Here is a 20586-nt window from a genome sequence, read left to right as displayed (position 1 = left end):
GGGAGGCCGGCCCCGGCCGGAGGGATCAGCCCGCGGCGGCGGCCATGATCCGGCGGACCCGGTCGCGCAGCAGTGCGTGTGTCCGGTCGTGGTGGTTGCGGGGGTGCCAGGCCATGCCGAGCACCACTTCCGGCACCGCCACCGGGATCGGGAACGTCCGCAGGCCCAGCGTTTCCAGCATCGGGCGGCCCAGCTTGGCCGGGGTCACGCAGACGACGTCGGTGCCGCGCGCCACGTGCAGCGCGCCGGCGAAGCTCGGCAGGACGGCGATCACCCGGCGGCTCAGTCCGAGCTCGGCCAGCCGCTCGTCGATCGGGCCGTGCGCGCGGCCCCGGCGTGAGACCACGATGTGGTCGGCCGCGGCGAACCTCTTCGGGGTGACCGTCTTGACCTTGCCCAGGGGGTGTTCGGGGCGGATCGCGCCGACGAGCGTTTCGGTGACGAGGGTTTCCGAGTGGATTTCGGGGTCGCCCGGGCGCAGCGTCCCGATCTCCAGGTCCACGAGTCCTTCGCGCAGCGCCGGGGTGTCCTGGAGGTGTTCCGGTCGTAGCCGCAGGGAAATCCCCGGTGCCTCGGCCCGCAGGTCGTCGATGAGGGACGGGATGAACGTCGTGGACAGCATGTCGGTGACCTGGAGGTCGAACGTGCGCACCGCGGTCCGCGGATCGGCGGCGGTCGACGGGCCGAACAGTGCGCGGGCCCGGGCGGCGACCGCGTGCACCTCCCCGCGCAGCTCGAGCGCGCGCGGGGTCGGCACGAGATCGCGGCCGGCCCGGACGAGCAGCGGGTCGTCGAACGCGCGCCGCAGCCGGGCGAGCGTGCGGCTCATCGCCGGGGCCGACGTGTGCAGGCGCTCCGCCGCCTTCGTCACGCTGCTTTCGGTGAGCAGTGCGTCCAGTGCCTCGATGAGGTTGAGGTCGTAGTCCACCGGCCGATTATCACAGGTGGAATGAGTACGTATCAACGTTGCACTGGAGTTAACCGGCGGCCGTCCTTACCGTCGAATTCGGAAGACGAAGGAGGACAGCGATGCGAGCTGTGGTGATCGGCGGCGGGATCGTGGGACTGACGAGCGGTCTCGCCTTGCGCCGCAAGGGAATCGACGTGGTGGTCCACGAGCACGCGCCGGAGGTCCGCGCGGCCGGGGCTGGACTGGGATTGTGGGCCAACGCGCTGGCGGTGTTCGACGAACTCGGCGTCGGCGACCAGGTGCGGGCCATCGGCAAACCCGGGGAGATGTACTTCCACGACACGGCCGGGCGGCTGCTCGAGACGCCCGAGTTCGGCGTCGAGGACCACCGCTTCCTGCTGGTGCACCGGGCGGAGCTCACCGACCTGCTCGCCGACGCCGTCGGCCGGGACCGCATCCGCCTCGCCACCGGGTTCGCCGCATACGAAGAGCACGCCGGCCACGTCACCGTCCGGCTGACCGACGGCAGCGAGGACACCGCCGACGTGCTCGTCGGGGCGGACGGCGCGTACTCGGCGGTGCGCGCGCAGCTGGTGCCGGGGACGCCGGCGGAGGAACACCCCGGGCACCACGCGTGGCGCGCCGTGCTCCCGGATCCGGGTCTCGGCCTGACCGGGAACCGGGTGATCCTCGGCGGCGAACGCTGCCGCGGCGGGTGGGTGCGCACCCACGACGGCGGCGTCTACTGGCTGGTGAACCAGTTCGACACGCCGGAACCGACCGGCACCCGCAAGGAGCAGGCCCTGGCCCGGGCCGCGCACCTGGACGACGGCGAGCACGGCGGGATCCTCGCCCAGCTCATCCGCGCCACGCCCGAAGAATCGATCCTGCACAACCGGATCATGATCGTGCCGCCGTTGCCGCACTGGGCGTCCGGGCGTGTCGTGCTCGCCGGGGACGCGGCGCACGCGATGTCGCCGCACATCACCGCCGGGGCGACGCTGGGCATCGAGGACGCCGCGCTGCTCGGCCGCCTGCTCGCCCCGGGCGGCGACGTGCCCGCGGCGCTGGGCGCCTACGAAGCGGACCGGATCCCCCGGTACGCCCGTGCCGCGGAACTCTCGGCGGCCGTGGAGCACGCCCCCACGCCGCAAGGGTTCGCGCGGCACTACGCCGCGTTCAGCCACTGGATGCTCACCTCGTCCGCCGGGAACCCGGTGCCGGCATGAGGTTCACGGTGGAGGTGGACGTGCCGGTGCCGATGCGCGACGGCGTCACGCTCGCCACCAACGTGTGGCTCCCGGACGGGCCCGGGCGGTTCCCGGCGCTGCTGGTCCGCACGCCCTACGGCAAGGATGACGCCGGACTGTACGGCAATCCGAAGCTCCCCGACGTGTTCGCCCTCGTCGAAGCGGGGTACGCCGTGGTGGCGCAGGACGTCCGGGGCACGTCCCGCTCCCCCGGGACGTTCGTGCCGCACGCCCACGAGGGCCCGGACAGCGTCGACACCCTCGCCTGGCTGGCCGCGCAGCCGTGGTGTGACGGTGCGATCGGCATGTGGGGCGGGTCGTACCTGGGGTTCAGCCAGTGGCAGGCCGCCGCGCGGAACGTTCCGGCGCTGCGGGCGATCGCGCCGGTGATGACCTCCGCCGATCCGTACGCGGCGCCGTGGCGCTCCCCCGGCGGCGCGCTGTCCCAGGACGCGGTCCTGACCTGGGCCACCCTCTCGGCCCTGCGCACCCTGCAGCGGGGACGCGACGAAGGGCGCGGTGACGCCGGGACACTGCTGTCCGGCCTGGCCGAGCCGCGGTCGCTGCACGAGCCGTTGCCGATCGCCGACCGCGCCGCGGTGGCCCGATCGCTGCCCTGGCTCGGCGACGTGCTCGCCCACCCGGAACGGGACGCCTTCTGGCAGGAGATCGCGGCGACCGACCACGGCGAGCGGATCACCGTCCCGGCGCTCCACATCGGAGGGTGGTACGACGTGTTCATCCATGAAACCGTGCGGTCGTACCGGATGCTGCGCCGCCGCGCCGGCAGCGCCGCCGCCCGCGACGGCCAGCGGCTGATCATCGGCCCCTGGTCCCACCCCGACGGCACCGACCTCGGCACCTACCCCGACCGGTCGTTCGGGCTCGCCGGCAGCATCAAGACCGCCGGCGTCACCGAAGCGCACCTGCGGTTCTTCGACCGCTGGGTCCGCGGCCGCGAGCTGCCCGGCGACCCCCACCGGGTCCGGATCTTCGTCATGGGAACCGACGAATGGCGCGACGAGCCGGACTGGCCGCTGCCGGACACCCGCTACACCGACTTCTTCCTCGACGGCGGCGGACGCGCCAACACCGCCGGCGGCGACGGTGTCCTGACGTCCGACGCCCCGGCCGGGAACGCCACCGACACGTTTCGCTACGACCCGCGCGATCCGGTGCCCAGCCTGGGCGGCACCGTGCTCGCCGCCGCGCCGGGGGCCTACCCCGGACCGGCCGATCAGGCCGCGGTCGAAGCGCGCGAGGACGTCCTGTGCTTCACCACCCCGGTGATCGAGCGCCCGGTCGAGGTCGTCGGGCACGTCACCCTGGTGCTGCACATCCGATCGTCCACACCGGACACCGACTTCACCGGCAAGCTCGTCGACGTGCACCCCGACGGCCGGGCGATCCTGCTGTGCGAAGGCATCCAGCGCGTCCGCTACCGCGAGTCCCTCACCGAACCGGTGCTCCTCGCGCCGGGCACGGACGCCGAACTGACTCTCGACCTGGGCGTCACGGCGAACGTCTTCCGGCCGGGGCACCGCATCCGGCTCGAGGTGGCCGGCAGCAACTTCCCCCGCTACGACCGCAACACCAACACCGGCGCGGCGATCGCCACCGACGGCGCCGACGACGTGGTGGTCGCCGTCAACCACGTCCACCACGGCCCCGCGCACCCCAGCCGGCTGGTCCTGCCGGTGGTCGAACGCCCATGAACGCCCTGCAGGAACTCCTCGACCGCGCGGCCATCGCCGACGTCGTCGCCAATCTCGCCCACGCCCAGGACGACCGCGACTGGGCCACCTTCCGGCGGCTGTTCGCCGACGAGGTGACGCTGGACCTGTCGACGCACTACCACGGCCGCCCGCCGACGACCGTGACCGCCGATGCCCTGGCCGAACTGGCCCGCGCGACCCTGGAGGGTTTCGACAGCACCCACCACACCGCCACCGACCTCGTCGTGGACTCGTCCGGCGACGACGCGACGTGCCGCGCGCACGTGGTCGCCTACCACCACGTCCCCGCCGAGCCCGGGCGTCGTCGACCACTGCACGATGCGCGGCCGCTGGGAGCTGGAGCTGCGCAAGCTCGGCGGGCGGTGGCTCATCTGCCACTGGACCGTCCTGCGCACCGCGCCCTGGGACGGCTCCCCCGACGTCTACGCCCTCGCCGCCGCCCGCCGCTCTTGATCGCCCCCGAGGAGGACCGCCGATGTTCTACGAGATCCGCACCGAGCACGCCCGCCCCGGCCGCGGCCGCGAACTCGCCCGCTACCTGGACGAGACCGTCATCCCCCTCCACCGGGAACGGGGGATGGAGGTGGTGGGCTCGTTCACCGTGGCCGGCGACGAGGACGCCGTCGTCTGGATCCGGCGCTTCGCCGGCGACGCCGACCGCGAACGTATCCTGGACGCCGTCCACCGGGATCCCCGGTGCGCGGCCCTGGCCGAGACCGTCGCCGCGCTGACCGGGGAGCCCGCGTCCACGGTGCGCCTGGTACCGACCGCCGGGTCCCTGCTCCGCTGAACATCCTTATCCGGAAAGGAAAAACCGTGGCCGAGTACCGGCTTCCCGCGACGCGGGAGACCACAGTGGACGTCCTCGACCGGGCCACCCCGCCCGTGCTGACCGTCGATCCGGGCGACTCCGTCCTGGTCGAATCGCTCGACGCCGCCGGCTACCTGGACCGGCGGGTCGATGGCCCGGCGAGGTACCCGCAGCGGCGCGGGCACTGCCTGACCGGGCCGATCGCGGTGCGCGGCGCCGAGCCGGGCATGGTCCTGGGTGTGCACTTCAGGTCGATCACGCCCGGCGACTGGGGCTGGACCACCGCCGGGGTGAAGGACACCGCGCTCAACCGCAGGCTCGGCGTCGCCGACGGCCCGGCGACGGCGCTGACGTGGGACATCGACGGCGACACCGCGACCAGCAACCTCGGCCACACCGTCGGCATCGCGCCCTTCCTCGGTGTCGTCGGCGTGCCCCCGGCCGAGCCGGGACCGCACTCGACCATCCCGCCGCGGGCGCTCGGCGGCGGCAACCTGGACTGCCGGGACCTCGTCGCCGGGTCGACGTTGTACCTGCCGCTGACCGTGTCCGGCGCGCTGCTGCACCTGGGCGACGGGCACGCGGCCCAGGGCCACGGCGAAGTCGGGGGAACGGCGATCGAGTGCCCGATGACCACCGAGGTGACCCTCACGCTGGCGGCGGACGCGGCGGTCCCGGGCATCCACGCCGAAACCCCCGAGGGCCGGGTCACCTTCGGCTTCGGGGCCGGCCTCGACGAGGCGATGGCCGACGCGCTGGCCACCATGGTGACCTGGCTGCAGCAGCTTCACGACCTCGACCGGGCCACCGCGCTCGCGCTGGCCTCACCGGTCGTCGACCTGCGGATCACCCAGGTCGCCAACGAGACGTGGGGCGTGCACGCCGTCCTCCCGCACGACGCGATCCGCTGAGGGGCATCCGGTTCACAGTCCGCGCGCGACCGGCAGCCCCGGCCGGTCGCCCGCCGGCTGGAACCGGGTCAGGCGCAGGCTGTTCGAGACGACCAGGCAGCTCGACAACGCCATCGCCGCGCCCGCGATCATCGGGTTCAGCAGGCCCGCCGCCGCCAGCGGCAACGCGGCGACGTTGTAGGCCAGCGCCCAGAACAGGTTCGCCTTGATCGTCCCCAACGTCCGGCGCGACAGCCGGATCGCGTCGACCGCGGCCATCAGGTCACCGCGGACGAGCGTGAGGTCACCGGCTTCGATCGCGGCGTCGGTTCCGGTGCCCATCGCCAGCCCGAGGTCGGCCGAGGCGAGCGCGGCCGCGTCGTTGACGCCGTCGCCGATCATCGCCACCACGTGGCCCCGCCCCTTGAGGTCGGTGATCACGTCGACCTTCTGCTCCGGGGAGACGTCCGCGATGACCTCGGTGATCCCCGCCTCGCGGGCGATCGCCTGCGCCACGGCCTCGTTGTCGCCGGTGAGCAGGATCGGCGTCAGCCCGAGCCGCCGCAGCTGGAAGATCGCCGCCGACGACGTCGGTTTCACCGTGTCGGCCACCACGAGCACGGCGTGCGCGAAACCGTCCCACGCCAGGATCACCGCGGTGTGCCCGGCCTGCTCGGCCTTCTGCTTCACCGCCAGCAGCGACTTCGGCAGCCGCACCGAAAGGCGGTGCATCAGCTCGGGCCGGCCGACGACGACGCGGTGCCCGTCGACCCGGCCCAGCACCCCGTACCCGGCGACGTTGCGGAACTCCCGCACCTCCCCCACCGAACCGAACCGGCGGAGCGCGGCGGACACCACGGCGTCGGCGATCGGGTGCTCGGAGGCGTTTTCGAGCGCTCCGGCCAGCTGCAACGCCAGGTCCGAGGGGACGCCGTCGACCGTGCGGACGGCGACCAGGCTCATCTTGCCCGTGGTCACGGTGCCGGTCTTGTCGAGCACGACGGTGTCGACGCGGCGGGTCGACTCCAGCATCTCCGGCCCTTTGACCAGGACGCCGAGCTGGGCGCCGCGGCCGGTGCCGACCAGCAGCGCCGTCGGCGTCGCCAGGCCGAGCGCACACGGGCAGGCGATGATCAGCACCGCGACCGCGGCGGTGAACGCCACCGCGGTGTCCGCGCCCGTCCCGAGCCAGAACCCCAGGGTGGCCAGGGAAAGCGCCATGACCACGGGGACGAACACGGCGGACACGCGGTCGGCCAGCCGCTGCACGTCGGCCTTGCCGCTCTGGGCGCGTTCGACCATCGCCGCGATCCGGGCCAGCCGGGTGTCCGCACCGACGCGCGTCGCCCGCACGACCAGGCGGCCGCTCATGCTGACCGTGGCGCCGACGACGGGGGTGCCGGCGGACACCTCGACCGGGACGGCCTCCCCGGTCACCAAGCTCAGGTCGACGGCGGAGTCGCCTTCCTCGACGACGCCGTCGGTGGCGATCTTTTCGCCGGGCCGGACCACGAACCGCTCGCCGACCCGCAGCTGCTCGATCGGAATCCGCTCTTCACGGCCGTCTCGCAGCACCGACACCGACTTCGCGCCGAGGTCCAGCAGCGCGCGCAGGGCCGCGCCGGCCCGGCGCCGGGACCGGGACTCGAAGAACCGGCCCGCGAGGATGAACAGGGTGACGCCGGTGGCGACCTCGAAGTAGATGCCGTCGAGGTTGTGGTCGGCGGCCAGGGTCAGTGCGAACTCGTGCCGCATCCCGATCACGCCCGCGCCGCCGAAGAACAGCGCGTAGAGCGACCAGAGGAAGGCCGCGGCGACCCCCATCGACACCAGCGTGTCCATGGTCGCGGTGGCGTGGCGCAGGTTGGTCCACGCCGCGCGGTGCAGCGGCCACGCACCCCAGACGACGACCGGAGTGGCCAGCACCAGCGACACCCATTGCCACGCGGGGAACTGCAGCGCGGGCACCATCGCGAGGACGATCACCGGCACGCTCAGGACGGCCGAGCCGAGCAGCCGCTGCCGCAGCAGATCCGGTGCCGCCGCAGCGGGCTCGGCGGCCTCCGGTTCCGGCGGGGCGGGCGGCCGCGCGGTGTACCCGGCGGCCTCGATCGCGCGGACGATGTCGTCGACGGTCAGCGCCGCCGGCACCGAGACCAGCGCTTTTTCGGTGGCGTAGTTGACCGACGCCTCGACACCGTCCAGCCGATTGAGCTTGCGCTCGATCCGCGCCGCGCACGACCCGCAGGTCATGCCGCCGATGACGAGTTCGATCTCCGTGCCCGGCACGACCGGCACCGGCGGGGCCGGAGCGGGGCGCACAGCAGGCGAGGCGGACGCTACGGGGTGCCGGGCAGGTGCATGGAGGGCGTGGATGGGGCGGGTGACGGGCTCGGGCCGACGAGGCTGCCCAGCAGCCACGCCAGGCCGAACACCAGTCCCAGCACCAGCACGAACCCGCTCACCTTGGCCGAAGTCGGCATGACGGCCTCTCTCGTTCATCGGACGAGCTGGTAGCCCGCGACCTGGACGGCGCCCTCGACCTGCCCCAGCGCCAGCACGCCCTCGCTGGTCACCAGGACGCGGCCCGAGCTCAGGTCGACCTCGACGTCACGGACCCCCGGCAGGTCGCCGACCTCCTCCTTGACCGACGCGACGCAGTGTCCGCACGTCATTCCCGTCACCACGTATGTGCTCTGGGTCATCGTCACACCTTCCGGGCCCGTGGCCGTCTCCTGACGAGGCAGTGGCCTCGTTGCAGCAGAGGTCGGCCCGGACGGCGGAATGGTTCCCGTGATTTCTTTTTGAACCATCCCGGCTCGAGCCGCGTAGTAGCCGGTGTGAGGCCACAGTCATCGGATGACGCCGACATCACCCACTGGGCCCGGCTCGCCGGCCGCGGCGATCGGGTTGCGCTCGAGCGGTTCCTGCGGGCGACCCAGCCGCACGTCTGGCGGTTCGTCGCCGGCCTGAGCGACCCCCAGTCCGCCGACGACCTGACCCAGGAAACCTACCTGCGCGCGCTGGGCAGCCTCGGCCGCTTCCGCGCGGAATCCTCGGCGCGGACGTGGCTGCTGAGCATCGCCCGCCGCGTCGTGGCCGACCACATCCGCGCCGCCCAGGCCCGCCCCCGCCCGGCGACCCTGGCCGACTGGCGGGTCGACGCGGGCCGGACCACCGAACGCACCGCGTTCGAAGAACGCGTCCTGCTCGACCACCTCGTCGCCGCCCTCGAACCCGACCGGCGGGACGCGTTCGTGCTCACCCAGACCCTGGGACTGTCCTATGCGGACGCCGCCGAGATCATCGGCTGCCCGGTCGGCACGGTCCGCTCCCGGGTCGCCCGGGCCCGCGACGACCTCGCGGCGGCGATGCGCGACACGACCGTGCGGCGGACCGCCGCCGGGTGAGTCACCCCTCCCGCTCCCCGGAACCGCCGAACGAACGCAGCCGCAGGCTGTTGGACACCACCAGCACCGAGGACAGCGACATGGCCGCGCCGGCGATGAGGGGGTTGAGCAGGCCGAGGGCCGCCAGCGGCAGTGCGGCCACGTTGTAGCCGAACGCCCAGGCCAGGTTGCCGCGGATGATCCGCAACGTCCGGTCGGCGAGCCGGATCGCGTCCGGCACCACCCGCAGGTCCTCGCGCACCAGCACCAGGTCGGCCGAGCGCAACGCGATGTCGCTGCCGCGGGCCATCGCCATCCCGAGGTCGGCGGTGGCCAGGGCCGGGGCGTCGTTGATGCCGTCGCCCACCATCGCGACCCGGGCGCCGGTGGCCCGTAGCTCCTCGATCGCGCGGGCCTTGTCCGCGGGCAGGACCCCGGCGCGGACCTCGTCGACGCCGATCTCGGCCGCCACCGCCTGCGCCGCGACCTCGTGGTCGCCGGTGAGCAGCACCGTCCGCAGGCCCTGGGCGCGCAACGCGGCGACCGCGGCCGCGGCGGACGGCTTGACGACGTCGCGGACCTCGATCAGCCCGAGGGGTTCGCCGTCGACCGCGACCAGCACCGGCACGGCCACCCCGGCGGGCGTCCCGAACTCCGAGGGGATGCCTCGTTCGCCGAACAGCCGCGGGCTGCCGACGAGGACGACGTGACCGTCCACAGTGGCCTCGGCGCCCAGACCGGGAAGAGCGGTGAACTCGGAAATTCCGGGAAGCGACGGGAGTTCGGCTCGGGCGGCGCCGACGATGGCGGCCGCGATCGCGTGCTCGGAACCCGACTCGACCGCGCCGGCGAACCACAGCAGGTCGCCTCGGGTGCGGCCGGGCGCCGGGCGGCACGCGGTGACGGTCATCCGGCCGGTGGTCACCGTGCCGGTCTTGTCCAGCACGACGGTGTCGACCTTCCGGCTCGCTTCGAGGGCGTCCGGGCCCTTGATCAGGATGCCCAGCTGCGCGCCGCGGCCGACTCCGGCCAGCAACGCCGTCGGCGTCGCCAGGCCCAGTGCGCACGGGCAGGCGATGATCAGCACCGACACCGCCGCGGTGAAGGCGGCCCGGCCCGGGTGCCCGGTGAGCAGCCACGCGCCGAGGGTCGAAGCCGCCAGGACGAGGACGACGGGGACGAACACCGCGCAGATCCGGTCGACCAGCCGCTGCACGGACGCCTTGCGCGCTTGGGCGTGCTCGGCGAGCGCGGTCATCTGCGCGAGCTGGGTGTGGGTGCCCACGGCCGTCGCGCGGACCACCAGCCGTCCTTCGCGGTTCACCGACGCGCCGATCACGCGGTCACCCGGGGCCACCTCCGCGGGCACCGGCTCCCCCGTGACCGCGCTGACGTCCACAGTGGATCGTCCACTTTCGACGATGCCGTCGGCGGCGAACGCCTCCCCCGGCTTCACCACGAACCGGTCGCCGACGGCCAGCTCCCCCACCGGGACCAGCGCCTCGACGCCGTCGCGCAGGACGCGCACCTCCTTGGCGGCGAGGGCGTCGAGCGCGGCCAGCAGCCCGGCGGCGGTGCGCCGGGACCGGCTCTCGAAGTAGCGCCCGGCCAGCAGGAACGTCGTCACGCCCGCGGCGACGTCGAGGTAGATCGCGTCCGCGCCGGCCGCGGTCGGGCCGAACCCGACCCAGTACCCCGGTTCGTGGTCGCCGAACACCGTCGCCCAGGCCGACCAGCCGAAGGACGCCAGCACCCCGAGCGACACCAGGGTGTCCATATTGGACGACCGGTGCCGCAGGTTCCGCAGCGCCGCCCGGTGGAACGGCAGCGCCGCCCAGAACACCACCGGCACCGCGAGCGCGAGGCACAGCCACGGCCAGCCGGGGAACCGCAGCGACGGCACCAGCGCCAGGGTGATCGACAGGTTGCCCAGGGGCACGGCCAGCAACGCCGCGACGAACAGCCGCCGACGCAGGTCACGCACCCGGGTCAGGGTGAGGTCCTCGTCGTCCTCGCCACGGACGCGCGCGCCGTAACCCGCCTTGCGGATGCGCTCGACCAGCAGGTCGTCGCCGACGGCGGCGGGGGCCTGCACGGTGGCGCGCTCGGTCGCGTAGTTGACCGACGCCCGGACGCCGTCGACTTTGTTCAGGGTGCGTTCGACCCGCGCCGAGCAGGCGGCACAGGTCATTCCGGTCACGGCCAGCTCGACCGTCCGGGCCTCCCCGGCGACCGGGGTGGTGGTGGACATGCGGGTTCTCCTCAGTTTCTGCGGGCCGCGAGCTCGGCGAGCATCGCGTTGTAGGCGTCGAAGTCGCCCTCGCCGTGACGGTCGGCGCGGCGGGCCTTGCGTTCGTCGTCGCGCGCCCACTGCACGAGCAGCGCGACGACCAGCACCACCATCGGGATTTCCCCGCTCGCCCAGGCGATCCCGCCGCCGAGCCGCTGATCGGCCAGGAGGTCGCCGGCCCACGGCAGGGCGAGGTAGTGGTAGTAGGTGGCGGCGATCAGGGTCTGCTTGCTCATCAGGAGCACGCCGAAGAAGGCGTGGAACGGCATCACCGCGAAGAGCATCCCGAGCCGGGCCAGGTGCGGCAGCGGCCGCGGCGTCCGGTCGGCGCCGACCGCGACCCACGCGAACAAGTAGCCCGTCCCCAGGAAGTGCAGCTTCATCAGCTGGTGCGCCCAGTGGTAGAGCATCGCCTGGCCGAACAGGTCCGAGAAGTACAGCGCGTAGAACGATCCGGTGAACAGGATCGCCGCGACCGCCGGGTGTGCGAAGAAGCGCGTGACCGGGGCGTGCAGCAGCGCGACCACCCACTCGCGGGCACCGGGGACGTCGCCGCGGGCCGGAAGGGCGCGCAGGGCGCGCAGGGCGAGCGTGACCGGCCCGCCGAGCACCAGCAGCACCGGTGCGAACATGTTCAGCGCCATGTGCGTCACCATGTGCAGGCTGAACGTCCCCGGCGCGTAGACCCCGAGGCCGGACGACGTGCCGGCCACGACGATCGCCCACCCGGCGAGCCAGGCCGCCACGCGGCCGGGCGGCCAGTGGTCACCGCGGCGCCGCAGCCGCCGGGCGCCGAGCAGGTACGCCGTCACCGCGATGACGGCGAGCGGGGCGAACAGGAGGTCCGGCCGCCAGTCCCCGAGCAGCCGGGCCAGGGTCTGGGGCGCGTCGAGGTCGTAGCCGAGGACGGTTTCCTGCACGGTCGCCGGGTGGTTCACGAACGACGGCGGCACGAGCAGGGTCAGCGCCGCCGAGCCGCCGGTGCCCAGGGCCAGCAGGAGCAGTTCCGCCACGGCCGGCCGGAAACCAGTCCGGCGCCGGCGCCACGCGGCGATGCCGAACCCGGCGGCGAGCAGCAGGACGGTCTCGACCGCGAGGACGAGCCCGTAGCGGCTCACCAGCCCGTCGGGGCGGGCGAGCGCGAAGCCGGAAACCACGCCCGACACGGCCGTCACCACGAAGCAGGTCAGCGACAGGCGGTGGTAGCGCCGCAGGACGAGATCCGCGGGTCCGCGGCGAAGCCGGGCCAGCAGGGCCACCGACGCACCGAGCCACGCGCTCGCGGCGAGCACGTGCCAGACCATCGCGTTGGTCGCGATGTCGTGCCCGGCGCCGACGGAGACGTGTCCCACGGCCACCAGGGGCAGCAACCCCACTCCGGCGACCGCTGCCGCGGCGACGACCGTGCGCCAGGCCATCGCCGGCCACGCCAGCGCCGTCGCCACCGCCGCCGCGGCCACGACGCACAGCCAGGCCTTCGGTTCTTCGGTGGCGCTGAAGGTCGGCAGGAACACCTCGGGCCGCAGGACGCGGGACACCGGCAGGCCCGCGGCGACCGCCGTCGAGAACGGCACCGCGACCACCGCGGCGGCCAGCCAGCAGGCCGCACAGCCCGCGGCGAACCGGCTCGCCCCGAAGGCGTCCGCCGACAACGAGCCGCCCCGGCGGCCCGGCGCCACGAACGCGGCGAACACCAGGCCGCCGAAGCAGCCGGCCGCGGCCGCGTCGGCGGCGAACCGGACGACCGCGAACCCGTAGGTGGTCAGCGGCCCCGGATCGGCGTTGCCCAAGGGCGCGTAAACATCGCCCGCGGTGGCGACGACGAGCAGCACCAGGGCGAGCCCGGCCACCACCGCCGTCACGACCGCGGCGCGGAACCGGGACGTCGTCACCCCTCAGCCGTCGGACCGGACCCGGCCGCGGTTCCCGCGGGTGAGCCAGCCCACAGTCCACTGAGGACGATCAGGCCATGGTCAGCAGCATCAGCGCCATGCCCAGCGCCATCACACCGTTCGCGCCGCTGCCGAGGCTGCGCAGCGGCGGCCGGGACACCCGCGCCTCGTCGATCGCCCGGGCCAGGAACACCAGCCCGGCCACGGCGAACACGACCACGAGCACCAGCGCGACGGTCGTGACGTCCGCGGGCGTGCTCCCGGCGGCGCCGGACACGGCCATCGCCATCCCGGCGTGGCCCGGCATCTCCATCGTCCCGCCGGGCCCGGCCATCCCGGCCATCGCCCGCGGCATCACGAACACCATCCACGCCATCGCCGCCATCATCACGACGTGGTAGAGCGCCGCCCGGCGGCCGCCGTGGTCCCCGTGTGCCGCCCCGGTGACCACGGTGACGGCGAACCACAGCGCCGCGAGGGCGAAGAACACCGTCTGCGGCCAGCGGGCGAAGCTCATCGTCGCCGGCCACGCCATCGCGACCATCGCCACGCACATCACGACGTGCAGCACGTCGCCGGCGCGCTCCCCCGCGGTCCGGTCCTGCAGGCACCGGTAGGCGCAGAACGCCCCGGTCAGCGCGAACAGGGCCGTCACGATCCAGCGCAGGCCTTCCGCGGTGATCATGCCGCCACCTTCCGCCGCCGGGCCTCGAGCAGGCCGTCCACGATGAGGAAACCCAGCAGCGACAGGCCGAACAGCGGCAGGTAGTAGCCGACGACGGCGACCACGACCAGCGCCGGGGCCAGCGCCCGCCCCGGGATCTTCCGCCACGTGGCCCGGGCCGGTGGCCGTCCGGCGCGGGCTTCCCCGCGCGTCGGCCGGCGCAGCCACCACATCCGGTAGCCCCAGCCGATCACCGCGATCAGCGCGACCGCCAGCAGCGTCAGCACGATCTGGTTCCAGATGCCGAAGAGGAAGCCCATGTGGGCGTCGATCCCCCATTTGCTCAGTTTCGCCGCGAGGTTGTAGTCGGCGAACCGCAGCGTGTCGGTGACGGTCCCGGTCGCCGGGTCGACAGCCATCGAATCGGCCCGCGTCGGCCAGCTGCGGCCCGTCTGCGCCACGACGTAACCCTTGCCGGGCCCGGCCGGCGGCCGCACTTCGACCGGCCCGGTCAGCCCGGCCTGCACCGTCGCTTCGCGAGCGCCGTCGAAACCGATGTCCCGGCCGCTCGACGCGGGCACGGTCGCGGACACCGACGGAGTGGTCCAGTCCAGCTGCGTACGCAACTCGCTGATGCTGTTCCCGGCGTACTCCGACCACGTCAGGCCGGTGGCCGAGAGGAACAGCAGCCCGATCGCCAGGACCAAACCGGTCCGGCCGTGCCAGGTCAGCAATTTGGCGCGCCGGCTGGCGGCGGCGGCCCGCTTGCGGCGGACCCGCCCGAACCAGAGCGCGAGCCCGGCCAGCACGACCACCCAGAGCCAGCTGGCCGCGAGTTCGCTGTACAGCCGCCCGAAATCGCCGAGGTGGAGGCTGCGGTGCAGGACGTCGATCCAGGCGCGCACCGGCATCGCCTGGCCGGAGCCGTAGGTTTCCAGCTGGCCGCGGACGTCCCCGGTGTGCGGGTCGACGAAGACCGTCCAGTGGAAGCTGGGTTCGAGGCCGGGGCGGTCGAAGATCACCTGGGTCGTGTCGGTCGGGGTGGGGCCGGGACGGACGCCGGTGAGGGTGCCGTCGGGCACGAGGGCTTTCGCCGTCGCGGCCTGCTGGTCCAGCGGAATCGTGGTGGCCGCGGCCGGGACGTGCAGTTCGTGGTCGTAGACGGCTTGTTCCGCCTGGGGCGCCCAGACGTAGGCGAGCCCGGTGATCGCGGCGATGAGCAGGAACGGCCCGACGAAGACGCCCGCGTAGAAGTGCAGGCGCAGCAGCAGCGGCCGGATCCCGGCCCAGCCGAGCCGAGGTTCGGCCGGGCTTTCCCGCTCCGGCGTGAGCTGTTCCGCGTTCTGGTCGATCGACATCGAGCTCCCTTCAGCCACCGCCCTGGTGAAAGAGTCGGCCCGGGAGCGCCGCTGGTTCCCGGCAACCGGGTGACCCGGCTCACCGCCCCCAGCTCTGGGGAGCCACGGGCCAGCCCGGCGGCGATTTCTTGTCGGGAACTTCGCCCGGCGGGCAGCCGACCACTGGTGCGCGGGGATCACGCGGCCGGGGCCGCTCCGCGCACCAGGGCCGGCGGCGCCAGGGGTTCTTCACTCCTGAGGCTCCCGGATCGCCGCCGGCCCGCTCAGCCCGCCGGGGCGAGCACCGCGTCCAGGACGCCGGATTTCACGTCGGCGACGAGCACCGCCAGCTGTGCGCGGCTCATCTCGATCCGCTGCCCGAAGTCGTCGGTGATCACCACCTCGCGTTCCGCGGGCGCACCGTCGGCCAGGAACAGCTCCGGGCACCCGCAGTTGCACTGGCCGCAGAACGTCGCGACGTGCCGCAGGCCGGAACCAAGCTCGGACATGGTGATCAGCTCCTCGTCGATCGATCCCCTCACCCGGTAGTCGGCCGGCAGACGCCTTCGGTTCCCGCCGATCTCAGGCCGCGTGGCGACCGGTGGGCCGCTGCGGGAACCGGCGCCGCTGCGGCCGGTCGCCGGATCCGAGCTCGGGAGCGTCCGAGGCGCTCGTGCCCGCACCGCCCGGCGCCGGGAGGCGGTCGGCCGATGGGGGTGCGGTCTGCCGCGTGTGCTGCCTGCGCACCGCGAACAGCAACGCGACCCCCACGACCACCAGCCCGTGCGACGCCACCCGGTCGAACGCCACCTGCCCGGTCGACAGATCGACCCCCGACACGAGACCGAGCACCACCACGAACCCACCCAGCGCGGGCAGCAACCCCGAAGCGGTCGCCGGGCGCAGCGCGGCCCACAGCAATCCGATCCCGACCGCGACGTTCCAGGCCGCGCTCTCGTTGCCCAGGTGCACCGCCGCGGCGAGGCCGCCATGACCCGCGTGGCCGACGTCCGCGCCCAGCAGCTCGGCCAGCCCGAGGCCGCTCTGCACCAGGGCCACCAGGCCCAGCGCCAGCCGCAGGCCCCACCGCTGCGGCTGCGGCGCGGGCACCTCGGCCAGGATGCGGGCCGTCAGGTCGGGGACCTGTGGCGCTTCCCGGACCAGGGTCAGGCGGCGCAACGCCATCGCGCGCTCCTGCCAGGCCCGGCACTCCGGGCACCCGGCCAGGTGCCGGTCGAGCAGTTCGTCCGGCACCGCCGGCTGCTCGCCGTCGATCCGGGCCGAAATCGATTCGCGCAGTTCGGAGCAGTCCACACCCCAATAGTCGCCCACCGGGCGGTCCCGGTTCCCGCGGGTGTCGGCTACCGTGTCCGATCGTGACTTCCGGCAGGGACCGAGACGACGAGCGGATCACCGCGCTCGCCTTGGCCGCCGTCCGCGGCGACCAGGGTGCCTTCGAGGCGTGGGTGCGGGCGACGCAGGCCGACGTGTGGCGGTTCGTGGCGCACCTCAGCGACGCGACCACCGCCGACGACCTCACCCAGGAGACCTACGTCCGCGCCGTCACGGCGCTGGCCCGGTTCGCCGGCCGCTCCTCCTCCCGCACCTGGCTGCTGTCCATCGCCCGCCGCGTCGTCGTCGACCACTTCCGCGCCCGCTCGGTCCGCCCGCGCTCGTCCGGCCAGGAGTGGGAAGCCGCCGCCGAAGCCGAGTCCGCCCGCCGCACCGGCCGCGGGTTCGAGGACCTCGTCGAGCTGGGCCTGCTCCTCGACGACCTCGACCCGCAGCGCCGGGAGGCCATCGTGCTCACCCAGGTCCTCGGGTACTCCTACGCCGAAGCCGCCGAGATCTGCGACTGTCCGATCGGGACGGTCCGGTCCCGGGTCGCCCGCGCCCGCGAAGACCTCCTCGCCGCCCGGGACGAACGGGACAACGCCGTCTGAGCCCGTTCTGCGCCACCCGCGGTCCGGAGCCGGGGAACCCGGAAGGCCGGTGGTGGCAAAGAGGGGCATGACATCGTTGCGTACCGTGGGAGACAGCGATCCGCCGGTGGCCGGGTTGCTGCGCAGCAAATTTCGAAGCACCTTGACATCGACAGTTACGACACAGGAACGGCACGCACGCACCTGACAAGTTCTCCCCCTTAACCCAGTGCGGCAACCACACTTAGATGATCTTGACCGACACGAACATCGTGCCATTTCGAAATACGCCTCCATAAGCAAGTTCGAGAAGTGCGGCGCCGGTCGGCGACCTAGCATCCACATCACGATAAACTACCCGAACGCGTGAACCCCGAGCCGCACTCGCGTTCGAATCGACGTCCGTTGCGAAAACGATCTCCTGGAGCTCTCCGCTCAAGTCATCGAAGTCGTCAGAATTCATTAGTTGAGAGAACTAACTTTGCACACCTTGAGCGCGCACCTACTGTTCCCAAACGGTCCCTTGGTGTATCTTTCTTGCGACGCGTCACATGATCACAAATGAACTTACTGGCCCCATTGCCGCCCTGGAAGGTGTGATGAGGTACGAGCAGCGCCCCGGGCACTGGACGATTTTCGCGATCGACGTCGAGGGCTACGGCGACCAGCGACGAACCGCACCGCACCGCTTGGCGTTGCGCGACGGGCTGCACCGCGCGCTGAGCAGAGCGTTCGACGACTCTGGCGTCCCCGGGGCGGACTTGCGGCGCGAAGACTGCGGGGACGGCGTGTTCGTCCTCGCCCCACCGGAGATCCCAAAAGGACCCTTCGTCGAGTTTTTGCCCACCGCTCTCGCCGTGGCGCTGCACCGGCACAACCGGACGCACCACCCCAGCGAGCGGATCCGACTCCGGATGGCGCTGCACGCGGGCGAGGTGGCCTACGACGATCACGGCGTCACCGGGACTGCGATCAACCAGACGTTCCGGCTACTAGAGGCCCCGCCACTGAAGGAGGCACTCAAGGCGTCCCGCGGTGTGCTGGCGCTGATCACGTCGGCGTGGTTCTTCGACGAGGTCGTCCGACACAGCAATAGCCTCGACTCGACGACGTTCCGGTCGGTTCAAGTAACAGTAAAGGAGACTCGCACGACCGGCTGGATCTCACTGCCCGACCGGCCGTACCCACCCGACACCAGCCTGGTAGCCAAGGATCCCACCCACGCACCGGCCACCAGTTCCGACACCGATTACGATCAAATTCGACGCCGCTACCTCGAGTTATTGCGCGATTTCAAACCTGCTGACGCCAGCCATCAAGTCGGCGATTCCCACCCAGATTCGCACGATAGCTCAATACCTACTGATAAACTTATCCTCGCACATCAGACGGATCCATCTTTCCGATCAGATCAACTCAACGACACGCACGGTCTCACCCAGATCTCGGCCACCGTCAGGGAAATTCTCGCCTCGACAGGACTGCAGGACTCGAGCACCAAAGTAGATCTTCCCTTCCGCAACCCTGAGATTAGCCGAGTCAAGCTATGGTTGCGTCGACTACTCGTCGAGTCGCCACGGCGCGGCAAACCGCCGGAGAGATCCAGTGATACGGGCATTGCGTCCGCAACCAACAACGTAAATACGGTACTGAACCTTCTTGGCCCGCCCCCAGAGCCGACTTCGCCGACCCGAGAACCGGTGCCGTCGGGTCCCGTCCCGCAAGGTGTCTCATGACCGCCTCGTCCCGTCGCTCCCACGAATCCACCTGGGAAAGCCTTACACCCTGGGAAAAGGCGGCCGAGTGGCATTCCAAGGCGCCTCAAATCGCAGACGAAGTAATGGCGCTAGCCAGAGAGCAGGCATGCCATCAACGACAGATGGAAATAGACGCTGCCCACCACAAGAGAGTTATTGCCACCCGGATTTGGATAGCTCAACTAGTCGCATTAGGGGTGAGTGTACTAAATTTTGTAATCATCTCCCTGTTGGCGTGGCACTCTATCGACACAGGAAACTTCGCACCAACCTTAACGATGCTGGGCGCCAGCGCAGGTCTTACGGCAGGAACGTACGGCGTCGGCCGATCGATCGCGGGAAGGGCGTTGGCTGCCGCAGACTCGAAAGCATCTAACGAGTAAAGCCATTATCCCTAGGGAAACCTAGCGCAACACATAAAGAGAGACCGATTCGAGGTTCAGCCAGCTCAAATTCTCAGACCTGACTTACCTCAAGGTCAGTCATGGCCATCATGAGACCGACAACCGGTCTTATGTCGGCCAGCGACCGGGGTCGGACGCGGAGCTGGTGGCCGGGAACGCCGAGCAGTTCGGCGTGTTGTTCGATCGGTACGCGGGGGTGCTGCACCGGTACTGCGCCGGCCGGGTCGGGGCGAGGTGGCGGAGGACGTCGTCGCCGACGTGTTCGGCGTGGCGTTCAAGCAGCGGGACCGGTACGACGCCGGCCGGGTGAACGCCCTGCCCTGGTTGTACGGGATCGCCACCAACCTGGTGCGGCGCCGGTGGCGGCAGGAGGTCGCGCGGTACCGCGCCATGGCGAAGGTGGTGCCGCCCCTGGCCAGTGGTGACGAGCCCGCGCAGCGGGCCGTCGAGCGCACCGATGCCGCCGAGTACGTGCGGCTGATCACTTCGGCTCTCGAACAGATGCCGAGCGCGTCGACGTCCAGGACGGCGAACAGGCTGAGCGGAACGCCGTTGTGCTCGGGCCACGGCGTGCCGGGGTCCAGCAACGCCGGACCGCCCCACCTGCCCAGGCCGGCCGCTGGGCGGCCCGGCTGCACCGGACGCAGCCCGAAGCCGGGTTCCGCCAGAGCGGCGACCTGGGTCCCGACGTGCTCGCCCAAGTGCTCGACGCACAGTTCCCGCACCCTCGCGCAGGCTTCCGCGAAGCTCACCGGCGCACCCTCCGGCGGTAGCGGATCAGGCTCGCGACGACCAGGGCGAACAGGACCAGCGCGAGGCCGCCCACCACGAAGGAGATGACGGCGGTGGTGCGGGTGTCGCCGTTGCGCTCGGGGTCTCCGGGATCGTAGTTGATCTCGAATCGGTCCCCGACGTGGGCGTTGTAGGGAATGGCCCGTTCGGTGTGGTAGGTCCGGGCGCCGACGGTGAAAACCGCGTCGCCGGTGCTGCAGGCGTTGTCCGCTGTCGCGGTGTGGCAGGCGACGACCGTCGCGGTGGCGGACGCGGGCTCGCTGGGCGCCTGCTGCCACTTGACCACGCCGATCGCGAGCAGAGCCACCGCGAGACCGCCGGACAGCACCGCGCCGACGACGAAGGCCGGCCAGTTGAAGCGTTCGGGCCTGCGCCGGGACGGCCCCGGGCGACGCTTGCGGCTCTGGTTCACCGGTCCACGATGTCATGACCCGCTCGCTCCCGGCGGCGCTCCCCCGGGTGGCGTAATCCGTCAGTTTCTGCCCGGAGTGCGCCGCGTCGGTGTTAACTTCCGTCCGTCATCCGCTGCCCGAGCGAGGTGT

19 protein-coding genes and 2 pseudogenes are annotated in these 20586 nt (G+C 72.0%); 10 read left to right on the top strand and 11 right to left on the bottom strand.

Translation table 11 applies throughout. The features are described from left to right. Positions 1 to 25 precede the first annotated feature (25 nt). Positions 26 to 928 carry a LysR family transcriptional regulator gene (locus tag ACWEF6_RS00475; RefSeq protein ID WP_449680891.1) on the bottom strand — a complete coding sequence of 301 codons (903 nt, stop codon included), beginning with the start codon at positions 926 to 928 and terminating at the stop codon, positions 26 to 28. Between the two features lie 101 nt (positions 929 to 1029). On the opposite strand from ACWEF6_RS00475, the gene ACWEF6_RS00470 reads away from it, so the two are divergent. The 6 genes and pseudogenes from ACWEF6_RS00470 to ACWEF6_RS00445 all read left to right on the top strand — a co-directional run bounded on the left by ACWEF6_RS00470 (position 1030) and on the right by ACWEF6_RS00445 (position 5618). Then, positions 1030 to 2139, top strand: a complete 1110-nt coding sequence (locus ACWEF6_RS00470) for an FAD-dependent monooxygenase (RefSeq protein ID WP_449680890.1) — start codon at positions 1030 to 1032, stop codon at positions 2137 to 2139. Then, positions 2136 to 3875 carry a CocE/NonD family hydrolase gene (locus tag ACWEF6_RS00465; protein WP_449680889.1) on the top strand — a complete coding sequence of 580 codons (1740 nt, stop codon included), beginning with the start codon at positions 2136 to 2138 and terminating at the stop codon, positions 3873 to 3875. The genes ACWEF6_RS00470 and ACWEF6_RS00465 overlap by 4 nt, the downstream gene beginning before the upstream one ends. After that, positions 3872 to 4135, top strand: a pseudogene (locus tag ACWEF6_RS00460) (nuclear transport factor 2 family protein); the annotation flags it as partial. The gene ACWEF6_RS00465 and the pseudogene ACWEF6_RS00460, both read left to right, overlap by 4 nt. Before the next feature lie 79 nt (positions 4136 to 4214). Then, positions 4215 to 4349 carry a hypothetical protein gene (locus ACWEF6_RS00455; RefSeq protein WP_449680888.1) on the top strand — a complete coding sequence of 45 codons (135 nt, stop codon included), beginning with the start codon at positions 4215 to 4217 and terminating at the stop codon, positions 4347 to 4349. Positions 4350 to 4371: 22 nt separating this feature from the next. Beyond that, positions 4372 to 4686 carry an NIPSNAP family protein gene (locus ACWEF6_RS00450; RefSeq protein ID WP_449680887.1) on the top strand — a complete coding sequence of 105 codons (315 nt, stop codon included), beginning with the start codon at positions 4372 to 4374 and terminating at the stop codon, positions 4684 to 4686. Positions 4687 to 4712: 26 nt separating this feature from the next. Next, positions 4713 to 5618 (top strand): acetamidase/formamidase family protein, encoded by a 906-nt coding sequence (locus tag ACWEF6_RS00445; protein WP_449680886.1) that lies wholly within the window; start codon positions 4713 to 4715, stop codon positions 5616 to 5618. Positions 5619 to 5630: 12 nt separating this feature from the next. Here ACWEF6_RS00445 and ACWEF6_RS00440 read toward each other — a convergent pair whose 3' ends face one another. From ACWEF6_RS00440 to ACWEF6_RS00430, 3 genes are all read right to left on the bottom strand, one after another. Then, positions 5631 to 7850, bottom strand: a complete 2220-nt coding sequence (locus tag ACWEF6_RS00440; RefSeq protein WP_449681028.1) for a heavy metal translocating P-type ATPase — start codon at positions 7848 to 7850, stop codon at positions 5631 to 5633. A gap of 86 nt (positions 7851 to 7936) precedes the next feature. Further along, the gene (locus tag ACWEF6_RS00435) at positions 7937 to 8080 is read right to left on the bottom strand and encodes a hypothetical protein (protein WP_449680885.1); all 144 of its coding nucleotides are present in this window, start codon (positions 8078 to 8080) and stop codon (positions 7937 to 7939) included. A gap of 15 nt (positions 8081 to 8095) precedes the next feature. Then, complete coding sequence (locus ACWEF6_RS00430) at positions 8096 to 8302, bottom strand: heavy-metal-associated domain-containing protein (RefSeq protein ID WP_449680884.1); 207 nt, start codon at positions 8300 to 8302, stop codon at positions 8096 to 8098. Positions 8303 to 8437: 135 nt separating this feature from the next. Between ACWEF6_RS00430 and ACWEF6_RS00425 the strand changes: the two genes are divergently transcribed. Continuing rightward, the gene (locus tag ACWEF6_RS00425) at positions 8438 to 9007 is read left to right on the top strand and encodes a sigma-70 family RNA polymerase sigma factor (RefSeq protein WP_449680883.1); all 570 of its coding nucleotides are present in this window, start codon (positions 8438 to 8440) and stop codon (positions 9005 to 9007) included. A 1-nt stretch (position 9008) separates the two neighbouring features. Here ACWEF6_RS00425 and ACWEF6_RS00420 read toward each other — a convergent pair whose 3' ends face one another. The 6 genes from ACWEF6_RS00420 to ACWEF6_RS00395 form a co-directional block, all read right to left on the bottom strand. Further along, the gene (locus ACWEF6_RS00420) at positions 9009 to 11237 is read right to left on the bottom strand and encodes a heavy metal translocating P-type ATPase (RefSeq protein ID WP_449680882.1); all 2229 of its coding nucleotides are present in this window, start codon (positions 11235 to 11237) and stop codon (positions 9009 to 9011) included. 11 nt (positions 11238 to 11248) lie between these two features. Further along, a complete protein-coding gene (locus ACWEF6_RS00415; RefSeq protein ID WP_449680881.1) occupies positions 11249 to 13168 on the bottom strand; it encodes a cytochrome c oxidase assembly protein in 1920 nt (639 codons plus the stop codon). Positions 13169 to 13238: 70 nt separating this feature from the next. Beyond that, positions 13239 to 13853: a DUF5134 domain-containing protein gene (locus ACWEF6_RS00410; protein WP_449680880.1), complete on the bottom strand. Its 615-nt coding sequence runs from the start codon at positions 13851 to 13853 to the stop codon at positions 13239 to 13241. Continuing rightward, a complete protein-coding gene (locus tag ACWEF6_RS00405) occupies positions 13850 to 15190 on the bottom strand; it encodes a PepSY-associated TM helix domain-containing protein (protein ID WP_449680879.1) in 1341 nt (446 codons plus the stop codon). Before ACWEF6_RS00405 ends, ACWEF6_RS00410 begins: the two co-directional genes overlap by 4 nt. Positions 15191 to 15453: 263 nt before the next feature. Continuing rightward, the gene (locus ACWEF6_RS00400) at positions 15454 to 15678 is read right to left on the bottom strand and encodes a hypothetical protein (RefSeq protein WP_449680878.1); all 225 of its coding nucleotides are present in this window, start codon (positions 15676 to 15678) and stop codon (positions 15454 to 15456) included. A gap of 73 nt (positions 15679 to 15751) precedes the next feature. After that, the gene (locus ACWEF6_RS00395) at positions 15752 to 16501 is read right to left on the bottom strand and encodes a zf-HC2 domain-containing protein (protein ID WP_449680877.1); all 750 of its coding nucleotides are present in this window, start codon (positions 16499 to 16501) and stop codon (positions 15752 to 15754) included. 44 nt (positions 16502 to 16545) lie between these two features. Between ACWEF6_RS00395 and sigC the strand changes: the two genes are divergently transcribed. The 3 genes and pseudogenes from sigC to ACWEF6_RS00380 form a co-directional block, all read left to right on the top strand. Then, complete coding sequence (gene sigC, locus ACWEF6_RS00390; RefSeq protein WP_449680876.1) at positions 16546 to 17112, top strand: RNA polymerase sigma factor SigC; 567 nt, start codon at positions 16546 to 16548, stop codon at positions 17110 to 17112. A gap of 578 nt (positions 17113 to 17690) precedes the next feature. Beyond that, positions 17691 to 18827 (top strand): hypothetical protein, encoded by a 1137-nt coding sequence (locus ACWEF6_RS00385; RefSeq protein WP_449680875.1) that lies wholly within the window; start codon positions 17691 to 17693, stop codon positions 18825 to 18827. A 605-nt stretch (positions 18828 to 19432) separates the two neighbouring features. Next, positions 19433 to 20092: pseudogene (locus ACWEF6_RS00380) on the top strand (RNA polymerase sigma factor); the annotation flags it as partial. Here the strand turns inward: ACWEF6_RS00380 and ACWEF6_RS00375 are convergent. Beyond that, a complete protein-coding gene (locus tag ACWEF6_RS00375) occupies positions 20001 to 20456 on the bottom strand; it encodes a hypothetical protein (RefSeq protein ID WP_449680874.1) in 456 nt (151 codons plus the stop codon). The pseudogene ACWEF6_RS00380 and the gene ACWEF6_RS00375 sit on opposite strands and share 92 nt — an antisense overlap. Positions 20457 to 20586 lie beyond the last annotated feature (130 nt).

Source organism: Amycolatopsis sp. NPDC004772 (assembly GCF_053601215.1).
This window is presented reverse-complemented; position numbering and strand designations above follow the sequence as displayed.